At 50.8% G+C, this 16,433-nt stretch carries 17 protein-coding genes; 5 read left to right on the top strand and 12 right to left on the bottom strand.

Annotated features, from left to right (window positions below; translation table 11 throughout):
• Nucleotides 1-41 precede the first annotated feature (41 nt).
• The 3 genes from glgC to CWO84_RS11145 form a co-directional block, all read right to left on the bottom strand.
• A complete protein-coding gene (gene glgC / locus CWO84_RS11155; protein ID WP_101052703.1) occupies nt 42-1,307 on the bottom strand; it encodes a glucose-1-phosphate adenylyltransferase in 1,266 nt (421 codons plus the stop codon).
• A gap of 102 nt (nt 1,308-1,409) precedes the next feature.
• Nucleotides 1,410-1,883, bottom strand: a complete 474-nt coding sequence (locus CWO84_RS11150; RefSeq protein ID WP_101052701.1) for a carbohydrate-binding protein — start codon at nt 1,881-1,883, stop codon at nt 1,410-1,412.
• A gap of 303 nt (nt 1,884-2,186) precedes the next feature.
• Nucleotides 2,187-4,079 (bottom strand): transketolase C-terminal domain-containing protein, encoded by a 1,893-nt coding sequence (locus CWO84_RS11145; protein ID WP_101052699.1) that lies wholly within the window; start codon nt 4,077-4,079, stop codon nt 2,187-2,189.
• Nucleotides 4,080-5,006: 927 nt separating this feature from the next.
• Between CWO84_RS11145 and CWO84_RS11140 the strand changes: the two genes are divergently transcribed.
• Nucleotides 5,007-5,471, top strand: coding sequence for a hypothetical protein (locus CWO84_RS11140; RefSeq protein ID WP_101052697.1), 465 nt, complete (start codon nt 5,007-5,009; stop codon nt 5,469-5,471).
• A 74-nt stretch (nt 5,472-5,545) separates the two neighbouring features.
• Here CWO84_RS11140 and CWO84_RS11135 read toward each other — a convergent pair whose 3' ends face one another.
• Genes CWO84_RS11135 through rluD form a run of 3 tightly spaced genes read right to left on the bottom strand, consistent with a single transcriptional unit; the run spans nt 5,546 to nt 8,082 of the window.
• Complete coding sequence (locus tag CWO84_RS11135) at nt 5,546-6,421, bottom strand: ZIP family metal transporter (RefSeq protein WP_101052695.1); 876 nt, start codon at nt 6,419-6,421, stop codon at nt 5,546-5,548.
• A 1-nt stretch (nt 6,422) separates the two neighbouring features.
• Nucleotides 6,423-7,148 (bottom strand): peptidoglycan editing factor PgeF, encoded by a 726-nt coding sequence (gene pgeF, locus CWO84_RS11130; protein WP_101052693.1) that lies wholly within the window; start codon nt 7,146-7,148, stop codon nt 6,423-6,425.
• The gene (gene rluD, locus CWO84_RS11125; protein WP_101052691.1) at nt 7,129-8,082 is read right to left on the bottom strand and encodes a 23S rRNA pseudouridine(1911/1915/1917) synthase RluD; all 954 of its coding nucleotides are present in this window, start codon (nt 8,080-8,082) and stop codon (nt 7,129-7,131) included. Before rluD ends, pgeF begins: the two co-directional genes overlap by 20 nt.
• Nucleotides 8,083-8,165: 83 nt before the next feature.
• Between rluD and CWO84_RS11120 the strand changes: the two genes are divergently transcribed.
• The 3 genes from CWO84_RS11120 to CWO84_RS11110 are packed head-to-tail and all read left to right on the top strand — an operon-like array spanning nt 8,166 to nt 10,844.
• Nucleotides 8,166-9,011 (top strand): outer membrane protein assembly factor BamD, encoded by an 846-nt coding sequence (locus CWO84_RS11120; RefSeq protein WP_084153293.1) that lies wholly within the window; start codon nt 8,166-8,168, stop codon nt 9,009-9,011.
• 3 nt (nt 9,012-9,014) lie between these two features.
• A complete protein-coding gene (locus tag CWO84_RS11115) occupies nt 9,015-10,235 on the top strand; it encodes a hypothetical protein (protein WP_033156840.1) in 1,221 nt (406 codons plus the stop codon).
• Nucleotides 10,236-10,289: 54 nt separating this feature from the next.
• Nucleotides 10,290-10,844: a DUF2058 domain-containing protein gene (locus tag CWO84_RS11110; protein ID WP_033156839.1), complete on the top strand. Its 555-nt coding sequence runs from the start codon at nt 10,290-10,292 to the stop codon at nt 10,842-10,844.
• 73 nt (nt 10,845-10,917) lie between these two features.
• Here CWO84_RS11110 and trmB read toward each other — a convergent pair whose 3' ends face one another.
• From trmB to aroG, 6 genes are all read right to left on the bottom strand, one after another.
• Nucleotides 10,918-11,607, bottom strand: a complete 690-nt coding sequence (gene trmB / locus CWO84_RS11105; RefSeq protein WP_033156838.1) for a tRNA (guanosine(46)-N7)-methyltransferase TrmB — start codon at nt 11,605-11,607, stop codon at nt 10,918-10,920.
• Nucleotides 11,608-11,837: 230 nt separating this feature from the next.
• The gene (locus CWO84_RS11100; protein ID WP_033156837.1) at nt 11,838-12,359 is read right to left on the bottom strand and encodes a hypothetical protein; all 522 of its coding nucleotides are present in this window, start codon (nt 12,357-12,359) and stop codon (nt 11,838-11,840) included.
• A 185-nt stretch (nt 12,360-12,544) separates the two neighbouring features.
• Entirely contained in the window at nt 12,545-12,862 is a 318-nt protein-coding gene (locus CWO84_RS11095) for a hypothetical protein (protein ID WP_033156836.1), read from the bottom strand.
• Nucleotides 12,863-12,866: 4 nt separating this feature from the next.
• Entirely contained in the window at nt 12,867-13,067 is a 201-nt protein-coding gene (locus tag CWO84_RS11090) for a (2Fe-2S)-binding protein (RefSeq protein ID WP_033156835.1), read from the bottom strand.
• A 293-nt stretch (nt 13,068-13,360) separates the two neighbouring features.
• Nucleotides 13,361-14,338, bottom strand: a complete 978-nt coding sequence (gene thiS, locus CWO84_RS11085) for a sulfur carrier protein ThiS (RefSeq protein ID WP_033156834.1) — start codon at nt 14,336-14,338, stop codon at nt 13,361-13,363.
• 3 nt (nt 14,339-14,341) lie between these two features.
• Nucleotides 14,342-15,421, bottom strand: a complete 1,080-nt coding sequence (gene aroG, locus CWO84_RS11080) for a 3-deoxy-7-phosphoheptulonate synthase AroG (RefSeq protein WP_033156833.1) — start codon at nt 15,419-15,421, stop codon at nt 14,342-14,344.
• A gap of 106 nt (nt 15,422-15,527) precedes the next feature.
• On the opposite strand from aroG, the gene CWO84_RS11075 reads away from it, so the two are divergent.
• Nucleotides 15,528-16,322, top strand: a complete 795-nt coding sequence (locus CWO84_RS11075) for an RMD1 family protein (protein WP_033156832.1) — start codon at nt 15,528-15,530, stop codon at nt 16,320-16,322.
• Nucleotides 16,323-16,433: the final 111 nt, after the last annotated feature.

Raw genomic sequence — 16,433 nt, 5'->3', positions numbered from 1 at the left:
CGTTATCACTCAATCGGATAAACGGGCGTTTGCATGCTTGATTACCTGACGTAATGTAGTTTTTGCCCCAACATTTCGGCAGTTACCAGCACTACCCCGCCCTCGCTGACATAAAATCTGTTTTTGTCGTCGTCAAGATTTTCGCCAATCACCGTACCTGCCGGCACCTCGCAACCTTTTTCAACGATGGCTTTGGTAATCCGGCAATTTTGGCCTATGCAGACTTGCGGCAACAGAATGCTGTCTTTGATAAGCGCTGATTCGTTTACGGTGACATTCGAGAACACCATGGAATGCTGAATGGTTGCGCCGGAAATAATCGAGCCGCCGGCAATCATCGAATCGACGGCCAAACCACGCCGGCCGTTATCATCGAAGACAAATTTGGCCGGCGGTGTTTGTTCCTGATAGGTCCATATCGGCCAGGACGCATCGTATAAATTCAAATCCGGCTTGACGCCGATTAACTCCAAATTAGAAGCCCAATAGGCGTCTATAGTCCCGACATCGCGCCAATAACTTTGTTGACCGCTTTGTAAATCCAAAAAGGGATAGGCATTAACAATATGATCGTCGATGACGGCGGGAATAATATCTTTGCCAAAGTCGTTAGTGGAATTTTCAGTGAGAGAATCTTTAATTAATTGCTCCCATAAAAAATCGGCGTTAAAGATATAAATACCCATTGAGGCCAACGCGGTATTGGTCCTACCCGGCATCACGGGTGGGTTGGCGGGTTTTTCGACAAACGCCCGAACGCGGCGATTTGCATCCACGTCCATTACGCCAAAAGCGGAGGCGTCTTTTAAGGATACTTCCAGACAACCTATGGTTAGGTCGGCGTTTTTTTCGACGTGGTCGATTAACATGGCCGCGTAATCCATTTTATAAATATGATCACCAGCCAGAATTAGAATATGCTGCGGCTGGCGAGCCCGCAGAATATCGATATTCTGCAACACGGCGTCGGCGGTACCTTTGTACCAGGAAGTCTCGTCTATCCGTTGTTGTGCCGGCATGATGTCGACGTATTCGCCAAATTCGCCGCGCATGAATCCCCAGCCTTTCTGAATATGCCGGATCAACGAATCGGCCTTATATTGCGTCATCACGCCGATTTTACGGATACCGGAATTTACGCAATTGGATAACGGAAAATCGATAATTCGAAACTTGCCACCAAAAGGTACGGCGGGCTTGGCGCGCCAATCCGTCATATTCATTAAGCGCGAGCCGCGTCCGCCGGCAAGAATTAAAGCAATAGTATTTTTGGTTAATTGATGGATATTGTGTGTAGGCGCTGACATGGTTAAATCTTTAGAAAAATAAGCTGCTGGCCGAATAGGTTTTATAGGGTGTATCAAGTTTTCCCAAGGCTTTTTTCAAACCTAAAAATTACCGGTGAAAACTCAAAATACACGCATTGTTTCAAGCGAAGCAAACGCGCTTGAGTTGTTAATATCCGGAGTGATATGTAGTTCGATAATACTTACCGCAGGCAAGTCGACAACGTGTTGTTCCGATTCCGCCGTGCACCCTTGCGGATTAAAATTCCATTGTTGGCGGACGATTTCGCGAAACGACTGTCCGCTATCAGCAGAAATACGCAGGATGTATTCCTGTGTTCTGGCGATAGCCGATTCCAAAAAATCCAGTTGAATACATTGCACAGGCTGGGCCTGCTTGAAAAGTAAGCGGATAACTTGCGGGCCGGGAATGCCCGCTCGCCACCCGCCGCTAAAACCAGGCAGTAGCGCGGCTTCGATAGCGTGCTCCTTAGCCTCGGATGACACTTCAACGTCAGCAAGCGCTTCCAGATTTAACGGCTCTGTCATTGAGCTGGCTTTGTTGGGCCGACTGTCACCGATAATTCGTTTTTGCATGGTTTACCTGGCGTAGGACTGTATTAATCGGTCGAAATGGTTTGAATCCGGTTTTTGTTTGTCGGGACTGATTGAAATCTTTAACTTGAGTGCGATTGCTCCGTAATTGGATAGGCAGGCACTGCATGCCTAGCGTCCGGCTGTTTGGAAACAAGGAATGTCGGCATGGCTAGGTCCCGGTGAGAGCTGAGTGTTTTACTGCGAAATTGCCTGATGGCAATTGCTGATTACAAATGGCTGTTGCTCCCAAACCCCAGCCGAAAAATATGGGCGCTTCCCTGCGCCCCAGGTCGAGAGGGAGGCTTAACCCTTTAAAAAGCTGGCCATGATGCCAGCCGGGTCAATACCTTGATGCGGGAATTGCTCCCACAGGCCGCCGCAACCTTCTTTATGCGTGGCAATATAGTTGTATTTTGGTGTGTAACCGCGTTCCAACAACCATGTGCCCATGCGGCTACCCAAACCGGTTTTACGGTTGAAGGACTCAACCACCAGCACTTTCGGTGACTTACCGATTTTGGCCAGCATGTCTTCATCGATGACGTTCAAGGTCGGTTTGTTGATCAAGCCTACATCCACGCCTTGTTTTTTCAGGCGTTCGACTGCATCCAGGGCTCGGTACAAGGCTTCACCGAAGCTGACGATATAACCGGCCGTGCCTTCGCGAATGACTTCGTCTTTGCCGGGCACGAATTTGTAGTCGCCACCAAAAAACTCGTTGCCGTTACTGTCCAGAATGGTTGGCACTTTGGAACGGGTGGAGAAGATGAAACGCAAGCCTGGATCGAAGAAGACTTTTTCAACGCACGCCTTCATTTGCAAAGGATCTGCAGGGAAATACAGTTTGGTTTCATAGCCGTCACTTAAACCGTTGTCGGCGAACATGTTGTTCAGACCGAAATGGCAGGTGTTGTCGGCCATGTCGTCGATACCGGAATGCGAGAAGTGGCTCAGTACGTTGGATTTGTTCAACCGGGCCATGGTGATTTCGGACATCAGCATTTCCAGGAAGGCGCTGAAGGTACCGAAAATCCCTTGTTTGCCTGCTTCCATACCAAAACCGGCTGCCGCGGAGAAGTTACCACGCTCCATGATACCGGAGGAGATAAACACTTCCGGAAAAGCTTTATGGATTTTGAACAGGCCGCAAGAACCTTCCAAATCGCTATCGACTACCCGTACTTTGGCAACCCGTTCTGCTTCGCTCAAACGACCCAACACTTCCACGCAGGCATCGCCAAAGACGTTGCGGTTGGCATCCCATTTGTCGCTGGAACCCAAAAATACCGCGTCGTTCTTCGGCGCCTTGACTTCGCGCAGTGCATCGGCAGCGGCTTGTTGGCCATGTGACTCCAGGTATTCCAACGCCACTTTCACCGACACAACGTCATGACCGTGGGTGGAACCTTCCAAGCCGACAATGCCAGGGCACATCGGGCGGTGGTTGATGACCGCAACCGGGCCTGGGGTGTTAATGGCCGTGATGATGCGTTTGTATAAATCGTCCAGATCTTCGCCATCGCCTTCCAGTACGGTAACGCCTTGACCGGCCAGGGTTTTGGCGGTACTGCAGCCTTTCAAATACTCGGATGGGTGGCCGGCGATAGTGACGTTGTTATCGTCGATGATCAGTTTGACGTTCAGGCCTTGCGCCACAGCCAGACGAGCCGCTTCGGCATCGTTACCTTCCTGCTGAGAACCGTCGGAACCTAGGCAGAATACAGTTTTAGCCGGATTGGCGATGGCTACGCCGTTGACATACGGCCACATGTGGCCCAAACGACCGGAGCTGAATTTCACGCCGGGGGTGAAATCCAATTCAGGATGGCCCGGCAAATGTGAATGCGCCGCGCGGTATTCGATCAAGCGTTCTGCCGGTAAATCGCCGTTCAGAGTGGACATCAGATACTGGGTGGCGACACGGTGGCCAGCTTCATCAAAGAAGATAGGCACAAAATCATTGGAGCTGTGGAACAGCGCATCCATGATCATGACTTCCGGCACGGTATCGTATGGACCGCCGGTATGGCCGCCCACACCACGGGCTGCGCCGTTGGCTGTGAAATAGACAATAGCATCACGGCACAACTGAATGTTGGCTTTCAGGCTGGCACGTTGTGCATCGGTTAAAGTTGGGTTTTTTGGATCTAAGTTGATGCGCTGATAAGCGCCAAGATCGATTGGAAATTTGGACATAACTAATCTCATGGTGAGGACATTATTTTTATAGACGCGCAGCTAGTTGTTACGCTGTCATTTTTAAACGCGACATAGAACAAAGATAATATTTAGCCCCGGCAAATATTCGTTGCTAATTAACTACAATACCGCTGCTTTTTTACACAAGCCGTTGCTATTTTGTAGTCTTAAATTTGTTTTTTCATGCCGTCGTATCGAACCTTACACCCATTAAAATGGGCTTTGCAAGACTTATTAAATACCTACTAATTTGTATATAAATTGAAACGGAAAGCCTGTATAGCCCTGAGACAAATAACAGAATACGTTCTATGGAAAATCAATTAGTTATTCAAGTCGCTTCTACTATCAAAGGATTATAAGCAGCAAAAAAATTTATTTTATTTTTCGCGGCAGTGCAGCTTTGCGGGACGAATTGATTGAATGGTAGTGTGTTGCCGAAACACGCCTCACCTATACACAATCCCAAATCGCCAGCGGAAAAATATCAAACATTTCGCCGGAGGGATCGGAACGCGGGCTTGGAACCATTAGTTTCGTTCTTGCTCTAATTGATGGGACAAAGGATGGCTTCGGCAGAGGAGAAGGGAGGCCGATTAGTCAAGCTTTCCGGTGCGGTGACCAAAACCATCGCGTTTCAAACAGCCTGGGGGGAGAGTCGGCAAGACATGGCAAAACGGTGTAAGTGGTCTTTCCAAAGGGAAAGGTCGCGTTAGTTGTATTTATCCGCAACGTGGACTATGTTTCCAACACCTAAAGTAACTTGTTGACGCTATATAGGGTAAGCAAGAGAGTCCAAGCCAATCAACTTAGCGGCAGTCCGGTAGCTTGATTTTCATGGTTTACGTATCGAAGGTAGTGAGCGTTGGCCCAAACCGTATTAACCAGCCTTGGGATACAGCTAAGTACTACCAGAGTGTCTTTATGATATTGATTATTAAAAATATCCCGTCGATTACGCAAGAAAGCGAGTTGGGAGACTTTGTCGCCCCGGCCCTCAGGTTTTGCCTGTTACTTCCCTTCAAGCTTGGCAATATTCTAAAAACCGACATCTTTTGTCTTAAAAATATCAAGACCAATGTGCTGTCGTTTCATGGCCGTATTTTTATTGACGATGACAAAGCCGGTAAGCTCGCAATCAAAAAACTGCATGGCAAGCGCTTCAAAAATAAAATCGTCGAAGTCAGAGAATATTTTATTCGTTCGCATAAAAACGACAGACGCTTAACGCAGCAGCCGGTATCGACAGACATACTGGAAAAGCGTAAAGGCGAACGGCGTTGCAATATCAAGCATGAAGGGCAAGCCGCCGCTTACACGAATGTATTTGATACCGAGAACATCTATCAAATTAGCCGCCGCTCGCGAGATGACGCTTATGATTACTGAGTCGCGGCGCCGGCGACCTAAATTTCGTTCGCATGGCGAAGAGACAGTTGACTTGTGACCTTATAAAGACTGGATCAAACGATACCAGTTTGCTCGACTCTATCCCCGTCAATTTTCCCTTCAAACCGATGCGCTATGCCTTGCATCACCAAAATCAACACCACCCCAGCCAAAATAAAACCAATCTGTTGTAATGAAGTTTTAATATCGGTCTTCTGATGCAAAGACGGGATCAAATCGGCAACCGCGATATAAATAAAACTGGAAGCCGCTAGGGTTAAAAAGTAGGGCAAGATGTGATGTAGGTCGCCAAGACTGAAATACGCCAAAACGCCGCCAACTACCGTGCTCAAGCTGGCAAGAATGTTGTAAAACAAGGCCTCTCCGCGCTTGTAACCGCTATGCAGCAAAATCGCGAAGTCGCCGACTTCTTGCGGAATTTCATGCGCGGCCACCGCCAAGCTGGTGACGATACCCAGTTGCACGTCGGTTAAAAACGCTGCGCCGATTAACACGCCATCGACAAAATTATGGATGCTGTCGCCTAGAATGATAAACATCCCGGCGGGGCGGTGGCCGGCCGCTTGGATTGCATGCGTATGGCCGTGTTCGTGGTGATGGTCTTCATGCGATTCTTCGCCGTGGGCTTCGCAGGCGTGGGAATGACAATGGCGCCAGACCAGCAGTTTTTCCAAGACAAAAAACAACAGAATGCCCGCCAGAATTGTAGCCGAGAGTGCTGACATATCCTCGACCGGTACTTCTTCGAAAGCGTGCGGGATCAAGCCGCAAAATGCGCCGGTCAACAACGCGCCAATTGCAAAACTGATGCCGTGCGGCAGTACATGCTTTTGTTTGTGTTCCGGCAACAATAAAAATACCGCAGCAGCAAGCACGCTAAGCACGCCACCTAGCGCGGTAAACAAGATAATCGACAGCAATACAGTCAAATTAGTCTCTCCAGATCAAACTGGCCATGCGGCCAGTATTCGCGCCGTCACGGCGATACGAGTAAAAACGTTGAGGATCGGCGACGGTGCATAGGTCACCGCCATAAACGTGTTCCACACCCAGTTCCGCCAGTTTAATACGCGCCAGCCGGTAAATATCCGCCAGCCATTTGCCAGGCTGGCCGGCACGAAACGCTACGGACGTAATCGGATTGTCCTTAATAAACGCATCGCGTACCTCGTCGCCGACTTCGAAATTATCCGGACCTATCGCCGGCCCCAGCCAAACATGCACATCTTCACAACTCATCGCATACAGGGTTTCGGCGATGATGCCGGCCTGCAAACCGCGCCAGCCGGCGTGGGCGGCGGCAACCACTTCGCCGTCGTCTCCACAGAACAGCACTGGCAGGCAATCCGCCGTCAGAATCGCGCATACCGTGCCGGATTGATCGGCAAAGCTGGCGTCCGCCTCCACTAAGCTCTCGGTTTCGTCGGCGTTCACCACGCGCGTCCCGTGCACTTGTTGCAGCCAGACCGGTTCGGACGGCAGTTGCAGCATGTCCTTGATGATGTAGCGGTTGGTTTTGACGTGCTGCGGGTTGTCATTAACGTGACTGGCCGGATTCAAACTGGCGTAAGGGCCGGTACTGACACCGCCGGTGCGCAAGGTGACGGCGGCATGCACATGCGCCGGCAGCGGCCAATCAGGCTTGATCCAATTCATTTTCGGCCAATAATTTCAACAGATTTTGCATGTCTTCGGGGATGGGTTGTTCCCATTCGCAGTATTCGCCGGTTTCCGGATGCTCCAAACCCAATTTCGCGGCATGCAGGGCTTGGCGCTTAAAGTTGCGTAAGGCATCTGCCAACGCAGGATTGCAGTCGGCAGGCATCTGGAAGCGGCCGCCGTAGACTTGATCGCCGACCAGCGGATAATTAATATGCGACATATGCACTCTAATCTGATGCGTGCGGCCGGTTTCCAGCTTGACGCGAATCAGCGTATGGCGCTTAAAGCGTTGTTCCAGCCGGTAATGGGTAATCGCTTCTTTACCGCCGCGCCGCACTACGGCATTGCGTTTGCGATCCACCGGATGCCGGCCGATTGGTTCGTCGACGGTGCCACCGGCGGTCATCCAGCCCTTTACCAACGCCAGATATTCACGATGGATGCTGCGTGCTTGGAGTTGCTCGACCAGGCTGTTATGAGCCTGCAAGGTTTTGGCGATCATCAATAAACCGCTGGTATCCTTGTCGATGCGGTGCACTATGCCGGCGCGGGGCAGGGTATCCAGATTGGGGGTGTGATTGAGCAAGGCATTAACTAAGGTGCCATCCCAGTTGCCGACCGCCGGATGCACGACCAAACCGGCCGGTTTGTTAACGATGAGTAAAGAATCGTCTTCATAAACAATGTCTAGCGGGATTTCCTGAGGCGCATATTCGATCACGCGCTCAGCTTCGGCATCCAGCTCGATTTCCTCACCGCCGTCCAATTTTTCGCGGCCTTTCATAACCTCACCATCCACCAATACCCGGCCGGCTTTGATCCAGGTTTGCAGTTTGCTGCGCGAATAATCCGGAAACACTTCGGCCAGACACTGGTCCAGTCGCATACCCGCCAGTTCCTCGGGAACCCTTGCCGTCAATATCGTCATAGTCGTTTTTAAGTTATACTCGCGGCCAGAATGCCGCCAAAAGCTGCAAAAAACCCGCAATATTACAACGTGTTGATAAACGTATGCGATTAGTTTTAGTAAAAACCGTTTTTATCGCCTGTCTGGCTTGGACGCTGCAAGGCTGCGAGACCCTGGATGCCTTTATGAGCAAGGATTCTTCCGCTAGCAAAGACGAAGAATACGCCGGCTGGGACGACAAGATGTTTCATGAAAAAGCCAAGGAAGCGCTGGACAATAAAAACTATCAAAAAGCGGTGACTCTTTACGAAGCGCTGGAATCGCGTTATCCGTTCGGCGACTATGCGGCTCAGGCGCAATTAAATGTTGCTTACGCTTACTATAAAAACGACGATCCGGAAGCGGGCTTAGCCGCCGCCGACCGCTTCATTAAAATCCATCCACGCAACCCCAATGTCGATTATGCCTATTATCTAAAAGGCCTGATCAATTACAACCGCGGTATCGGCTTTATAGACCGCTTTCTGCCCACGGACTCTTCGCAACGCGATCCCGGTCCGGCCAAAGATTCTTATGATAATTTCCAGGAATTGATCCGCCGCTATCCCAATAGCCAATATGTTGCCGATGCCAAACTGCGGATGATCGCACTCCGTAACAATATGGCAATGTACGAAGTCCATGTCGCCGACTTTTACATGCGCCGTAAAGCCTATGTCGCCGCTGTTAACCGGGCTAATTACATCATCAAGGAATATCAACGCACCCCGGCGGTGCCGTTTGCCTTGCAAATCATGCAGGACGGTTATCGGCAGTTGGGCATGGACGAGTTGGCCGCCGACGCCGAACGAATCTATACCTTGAATTACCCCGCCGGCGCACCGCAAGCCAATTACAAGGATGAAGGCGCCATTCAAAAAGTGTGGGACGCCATGGGCCTGGATAAATAAAACTTGCGCCGTTTGACCTTGTTGCGGCCTGCTTGCTTAGGCTGGCTGCTGTTAAATGCCGGCTTTGGATACGCAGCCGAGCCGGTACCGCTGTTTCAAAACCGCTTTTTCACGTTGTCGCAGAACACTGAACTGGTCTGCGCTACCAGCCAGCAACACTTTACCCCTACTGCGGCCCTAGCTGACATCATCCGTTTTTACGAAACAAACCATCCCGGTTTGCGCAAACAAGCGGTGGCGGTGCTGACCGATCATAAAAACCAGGATCATCTCGACGACTTGGCCGATTACCGCGAAGACTGCGCCAACAATATCGCCGGCGAACTCTGCGTACTGGAAAAATATTGGGACGACCGCGAAGCCGCCTGGCGGGCCTTGGCCTTGTTCTACGACACCAAAACCGTGGTCAAACACAGCGACGACTATCGCTACGAAGTGCGACGCTTCAACTTAGATCATCTGCGTTTGTTCGAAAAAGCGATTCGTAAGATCCCGGCCTTTTTAAGACAAAGCATCAGCAAAGCCAAGCCGGTAGATAATTTGGAACAGGAAATCGCCGATAAACCCACGGTGATGCAGGAACTGATTCGCGATGCGTTTCAAGAAGACTACAAAAACAGCATCTGGCAGGATCATACTCATCCGTTGACGCTGGTGCCGGGCATAGGCTTTCGCTCGCAGACCGTGGCTCAGGTATTCAGCGGTCAAAACCTGATCGTGTTTACCGTCAAGGCCTTCGACAAGGGCAAGGAAGGCGGCACCTATCGCGACATCGGCGTGCAATATCTGGTGGATTTTAGGCTGCCTATCGTCGTGCATGAAATCGCCCACACCATCGACAACTTTCATTTTTGGAACGGCCAGGACGATCTGTATTTTTTCTACAAGTACCACAAGATTTCCAACGACGAAGACATCATGAAAATCATCGCCGAGGCTAAGCTGGCATTGTGGCCTTCGAAATGGTTCGAGGCGTTCGAGTATTTGGGCGAAGTCAACGAAGGCCGTTACGATGGCACCACCCAGGAAAAGTTGGCCGAGTTGGTGGCGCAATACATTTTAATTCCGGAACGCTTGCAACAAAGCGCGCCGGCCGCTTATCAATGGCTACGTGAGGACATCTTCCGCGGCATCGAATACCAAGGTTACGACCGCTGCGAGGTGCCGCTGACCAAGCCGCTAAGCTGGTGGCAATACGCTACCGGCAAGATGCTGGGCCAGTAACGCTTTATACTATGCTGACCTTGAATTTTAATCTCGCTAAACCGTTGTCTAGCCATGAAAAAACCGCAAAACCTATCCCTGCAAGAACAACTGCTTAAATCCGGCCTCAGCAACGACGCTAAGCTCAAACAAGTCAAAGCCGAGAAGCGTAAACAAACCAAATTGGAACGCAATAATGGCGTCGAGACCATCGATGAGGTTAAGCTGAGTGCGGAGCAATTGCGCCAGCAACAGGTGGAGCGCGACCGAGAACTGAATCGGCAGCGCAAGCTGGCCGATGAACAAAAGGCCCTGGGGGCGCAAATCAAGCAAATCGTCGAAATGAACCGTATCGCGCTGGATCCGAACGGCTTGGCTTACAACTTCACCGACGACAACAAAGTCAAAACCCTATACGTGGCTGAAAAAGTGCGGGAGGCCTTGATCAACGGCCGGGCCGGCATCGCCAAAATAGACAGTCATTATGAGATCGTGCCGGCGGAGGTCGCCCGCAAAGTGCAGGCTCGGGATGCGGGTAGTATTGTGGTGTTGAACGAAGCGACGCAAGATGTCTCTGCCGCCGACGACCCGTATATCGAGTTTCAGATTCCGGACGATTTGATGTGGTGAAAACAGCCAGTTGAGCGGAGCCGGCAATTGTTTCGGCTCCGCTCGGCGAACGTGTCGTAGTCTCTCGATTCGCTCAAATCTTCCGAAAAATCAAATCCCAAACCCCGTGACCTAAACCCAGGCCACGGTTTTCGAACTTGGTTAAGGGCCGATAAATCGGCCGCTCGCAGAAATCGTTGCTCGGGCTGCTGTTTTTCAAGCCGGTGCCGGCAGACAAAATCCCCAGCATGTCCTTGGCGTAATGCTCCCAATCGGTGGCGGCGTGAAAATAGCCGCCGGCCAGTAATTTCTTGTTCAGCAAGTCCACGAAGCTAGGACGGACAATGCGACGCTTGTGATGGCGGCGCTTTTGCCAAGGGTCGGGGAAAAACAGATGCACGCCGGCCAGGCTATGGTCGGCAATTTTTTGCTCCAGAATCTCGATGGCATCGTGGTGGTAAATCCGCACGTTGTTAATCCCGCGCTGCTCCAGCAACATCATCAAATGGCCGACGCCGGGGCGGTGCACTTCAATCCCCAGATAATTCAAATCCGGATTGGCCTCAGCCATCGCCGCCAGGCTGTCACCGTTGCCGAAACCGATCTCGACAATCAACGGCGCTTGCCGGCCGAAGGCTTGCTCGGCATCGAAGTTGGCTTGCGGCGACAGGCAATATTTATCCCAATGGCTTTCCAGTGCTTGCTTTTGGCCGGCAGTCGCGCGGCCTTGGCGACGGATGAAGCTTTTGATGCGGGCGGGGTCGATTTTTTGGGGTTCAATCATTGGAATAGCGAAGATTAATCAGGTGAAGCTAAATATTGGTAGCGGAGTATATCAGCTGAAGTTTAAACATCAGTCTGCCCATGTAAGCGAGAAGGGTTTCCTGTAACTATTTCAATTTGACCATCAAATTAGTGCGGTATTCCGATAGCAAAAGAGAGTGTTTTTCGTCAACGATAAGTCGCCGAAAAACACAGATTAAAAACGCATTTATCTAAATTGTACAAACCGAATCAGTCGTCCTCTATACACAACTGGCCGGTAAATGGTGCGCTCTCGTAAAGAATGTTGCCGGTAATTTCAAATTGTCCCCTACCGTCTTTAAAAGTTTTGCTGCCACCAACTACCGTTAATAATTCTGTCGTCGCACCTTCAGGGTTAAAAATCAGATCCTTAGTAAAAACCCGCCCCAGATCAACTGCCCCGGCACTCAGCTTAATTGCCGACGCCCCGGTTAATTGACCAAGCCCATTTGCAAACAGCCCGGAGAACGCCGTTCCGGTCAGCTTCAGGTTTTTACCAAATGTGGCGGTTAAGGTGCCGATAAAACACACCGGTGGTGCGCCGGGCGGTAGTGGTCCCAAAAAAGTTAAATCGGGAAACTGGCGATCCTTGAATTTTAGAATATTGCAATCCGGGTCAGCGGTGGACGGCTGTATTGTTCCGCTGATATTTTTGCATATATATTGGTCTGCATATAAATTTCCAGATACTAGAGACGCTAGTACCGCAATTGTAACTGTCGACAATTTCATGATGAAATCCTTAAGACTTTAAGATGGGAGAAGCGACTGATCTTTTGCCGGTATCACCACAAGCCGTGCGCGAACTGCTTGATAGAATGCTACCAAGATTTTGACCAGTCTAAGTTGAGTGCTTCACTAATGTAGTTGAGATAATACAAGTATCAAGCTATTCAACGCACTTGTAAGCGAATGATCTATCGTAATTGTGCCAACCGGGTTTGCGCAGCCATGCCGAACGGGGAATACGGCTCTTTTTCTAAAATTTGTTGCAACACAGGAATGCTAGGTTTTGCCAACAACTCAATAGCTTTTAAGCGCACAGAAGGATGATGGGCATGCAAGGCCGCCAACTCTGTCAAATAAGCATTGGCGTCGTTTAACAGCTTCAAAACGACCTTTTCCGGATCTTCGGTAAACAAATCCCTCACCAATTCTCCATATTGCTCTTGGAGTCGGATCAACTCCCGGCGGTCGAGTTTTTTGGGTTCGGTAGGATCGTCACAGCAGGCCATTGTCTTACGTTTTTTGACCGTACTCGGATATGAGGTGCTGAAATTCGAATTCGCAGCCACCGCAGCCGGATGCCGCGCCGGTGATGCGGGAGATTCTTTCGGGATCTACGATACCCTCGGCTAGCAGGGTTTTGATTTGCTGCTCGGTGGTGCCGCTGCAATAGCAAAGCACGTCGTTTTCAGTATTGGGTTTGGTGGCGGTCATGATAAGGATTTTAAGCGTATCAACTCAAATTCTACAGAGTATGTCTTTAGGCAGTGGCTTCGGTTTGTTGGGTTACGCCCTATTGGGCTAACCCAACCTACATTCCGTATTTAAAAGTTACAAAGATAAAAAATCCAATTGAAGTTACTGCAACTATCAGTATTACTTTCTTGTGCAAACTCTCGAATTCCAAATTGGGGATTATAGTTTTTAATAAAAAATAGACCCCAAGAGTAATCGCTAAAATCAGAAGTTTTATTACCAACCGCTCTGATAGTTCCACAGAGTCCCCATTACAAAAACAACCCATCAATCGGCGAAGAGGCCGAAGCAAAACGTTTACGCGGCATCCGTCCAGCCAGGAAGGCTTCGCGGCCGGCTTCGATGCCTTTTTTCATCGCCGAAGCCATCAATACAGGATTTTTCGCAGCGGCTATCGCGGTGTTCATCAACACACCGTCGCAGCCTAGTTCCATGGCGATGGCTGCATCGGAGGCGGTGCCGACGCCGGCATCGACCAAGATAGGTACCTTGGCGTTTTCGACGATGGTCAGAATGTTATACGGGTTACGGATGCCAAGACCGGAGCCAATCGGCGCGGCCAGCGGCATCACCGCCACGCAGCCGATTTCTTCCAGGCGCTTGGCGGCAATCGGGTCGTCATTGGTGTAGACCATCACGTCGAAGCCTTCCTTGACCAGCAATTCGGCGGCGACATAGGTTTCGGCTACATCCGGAAACAAGGTCAGTTGGTCGGCCAATACTTCCAATTTGACCAGTTTGTGGCCACCCAATAACTCCCGGGCCAGCCGGCAAGTCCGCACAGCATCTTCGGCAGTGTAGCAGCCGGCGGTGTTGGGTAGAATCGTATATTTATCAGGCGAAATTACGTCCAGCAAGCTCGGTTCACCGGGATTCTGGCCGATATTGGTGCGGCGAATCGCGACAGTGATAATCTCGGCGCCGCTGGCTTCGGTGGCCAGGCGGGTTTCTTCCAGATCCTTGTACTTGCCGCTACCGACCAACAAACGCGAGCGGTATTGTTTGCCGGCCAGCGTGAAATAATCGTCTTCGCCGCCGCCGATAGCCTGTACGATTTCCAATCTATCGTCAGCTTGCAAGCGTTGGCTGGCGTGCTGGGTAAAAGGCAAAATTTCCTTGTTCAATTCCACGGCGATGCGTTTGCCGGTCAAGCCCAAATCGGCAATTACGTCGGCAACGGTGGCGTTTTCGCCATACTCGCGATGATCGCCATTGACCTGTATTTTCATACGTTAAACCTTGTGTGTATTGGCGGCACGGCGGCGTTCCACGGCGCCGGCCAGATGATGTAACAATTCGGCGCTATCGTCCCAACCCAGGCAGGCGTCGGTGATGCTTTGGCCGTAAGTCAGCGGTTTACCTTCTTCGACATCCTGACGGCCGCCCACCAAGTGGCTCTCCACCATCGCGCCGATGATGCGGTTGTCGCCGCCGCGAATTTGGCTGGCCACATCCTCGGACACCAACATTTGCCGCTGGTATTTTTTCAGGCTGTTGGCGTGACTGAAATCAATCATGATGTTTGGGCGTAACCCGGCTTTCTCCAGACCTTCGGCGACTTGATCGACGCTGACTTCGTCATAGTTCGGCCGGCTGTTGCCGCCGCGCAGAATGATGTGGGCATCTTCGTTGCCGCGCGTCGAGAAAATCGCCGAGCGACCTTCTTTGGTGAGCGACAAGAAATGATGCGGACTCATTGCCGCATTGATCGCGTCAATCGCAATTTGTATCCCGCCATCAGTGGCGTTTTTGAAGCCGACCGGACAAGACAAGCCGGATGCCAACTCGCGATGCACCTGGCTTTCGGTGGTTCTGGCACCGATGGCGCCCCAGGAAATCAAGTCGGAGACGTATTGCGGCGTGATCAAGTCCAGATACTCGGTGGCGGCCGGCACGCCGAGATTATTCACATCCAACAATACTTGACGGGCCATCCGTAAGCCTTTGTTGATGTTGAAGCTGGAGTTTAAATCCGGGTCGTTGATCAAGCCTTTCCAACCTACCGTGGTCCGCGGCTTTTCGAAGTAAACCCGCATCACGATCACCAGGTCGTCTTTCAACTCGTCCATGATCAGTTTCAAGCGCCCTGCATATTCCACTGCCGCTGCCGGATCGTGGATGGAGCAAGGACCGATAATCACCAGCAATCTGTCGTCGGCACCGGTCAGAATGTTGTGAATCGCTTCCCTGGCATGCAGAATGGTGGCTGCGGCTTGCTCGGTCATCGGGATTTCTTCATGAACCTGAATCGGCGCCACCACGTCCTTGGTTTCACAAATTCTTAAATCATCGGTGTTATAGTTAGTTGGCATGACACTCAGCAATACGCTTTCAGTAGAGGAATTAATTGGCTATTTTAACCGTTTTGCCTGTCGGTGTTACAAACTAATGCCGAAACCGACTTGAGAAAATACGGACATGACAGACGACAGACCCATTAAACGCTGCTTGACGGTGTGCCTGGCGCAATCGTTCGAATTCGCGCAATTGCGGGAAAAACTGCTGGATACCACCCGCGCGCAACTATTTAGAAACGCTTTGGTGGTCGATTACAAAACCGGCTGCGCGATTGTGTTTGCCTATGGCGTGATGGTGTGCTGGAACCTGAATCTCGACGACCGCCGCGCCTTGCAGGATTTATTGCTGGATTACGCGATTAAACCCGACGCCGAACCGCAGGAAGACAATTTCAGCTATGAAATAGGTTGCGAGCAGGACCGGATTCAGCACGATCATATCGAATTGCAATCTGCCGACTTCAAAGTGCTGTTGGCGCTTTCGCACGCGATGGCGCAATCGATCAAATTAGCGGCGTTCGAAGGCCACGCCATCGACACCATTCGCGCCACCAGCCATTTACCGCAATCGCTGGCGCGGGAAGGCAAAATCAAGCTGAATCGCAAAACCATGGCGATGATCCGCGGCCAGCTGTTTCTGACCAAGAGCGACATCATCCTCAATTATGATCTGCTGGATACCCCGGAATTTTTTTGGGAACATCCCGAATACCAGCATATTTATTCAATGGCGGCCAATTATCTGGAAATTCAGCAACGCACCGACGTATTGTCAAAAAAGCTTGAGACGATACACGAGCTGCTGGAAATGCTGGCAGATGAACAAAAACACCAGCATTCCTCAGCCTTGGAGTGGATCATTATCTGGCTGATTGCCGTGGAAATCGTGATGTCGATTTTGGACAAGCTTTTTTAGTTAGCCCAACTCTCAGCGGCCCATTTCGGCACCGGGTTTGCAGCAAGCTAACGTTTGCCCAGGAAAATCAAGGGTTGACGGTATCGACCGGCTGCCGCGATAATCGGTCCA

Source organism: Methylomonas sp. Kb3, from assembly GCF_002834115.1.
In the GTDB taxonomy this organism is placed as follows: domain Bacteria; phylum Pseudomonadota; class Gammaproteobacteria; order Methylococcales; family Methylomonadaceae; genus Methylomonas; species Methylomonas defluvii.
The sequence above is the reverse complement of the archived record's forward strand: the minus strand, read 5'-3'. Positions and strand labels throughout refer to the sequence as shown.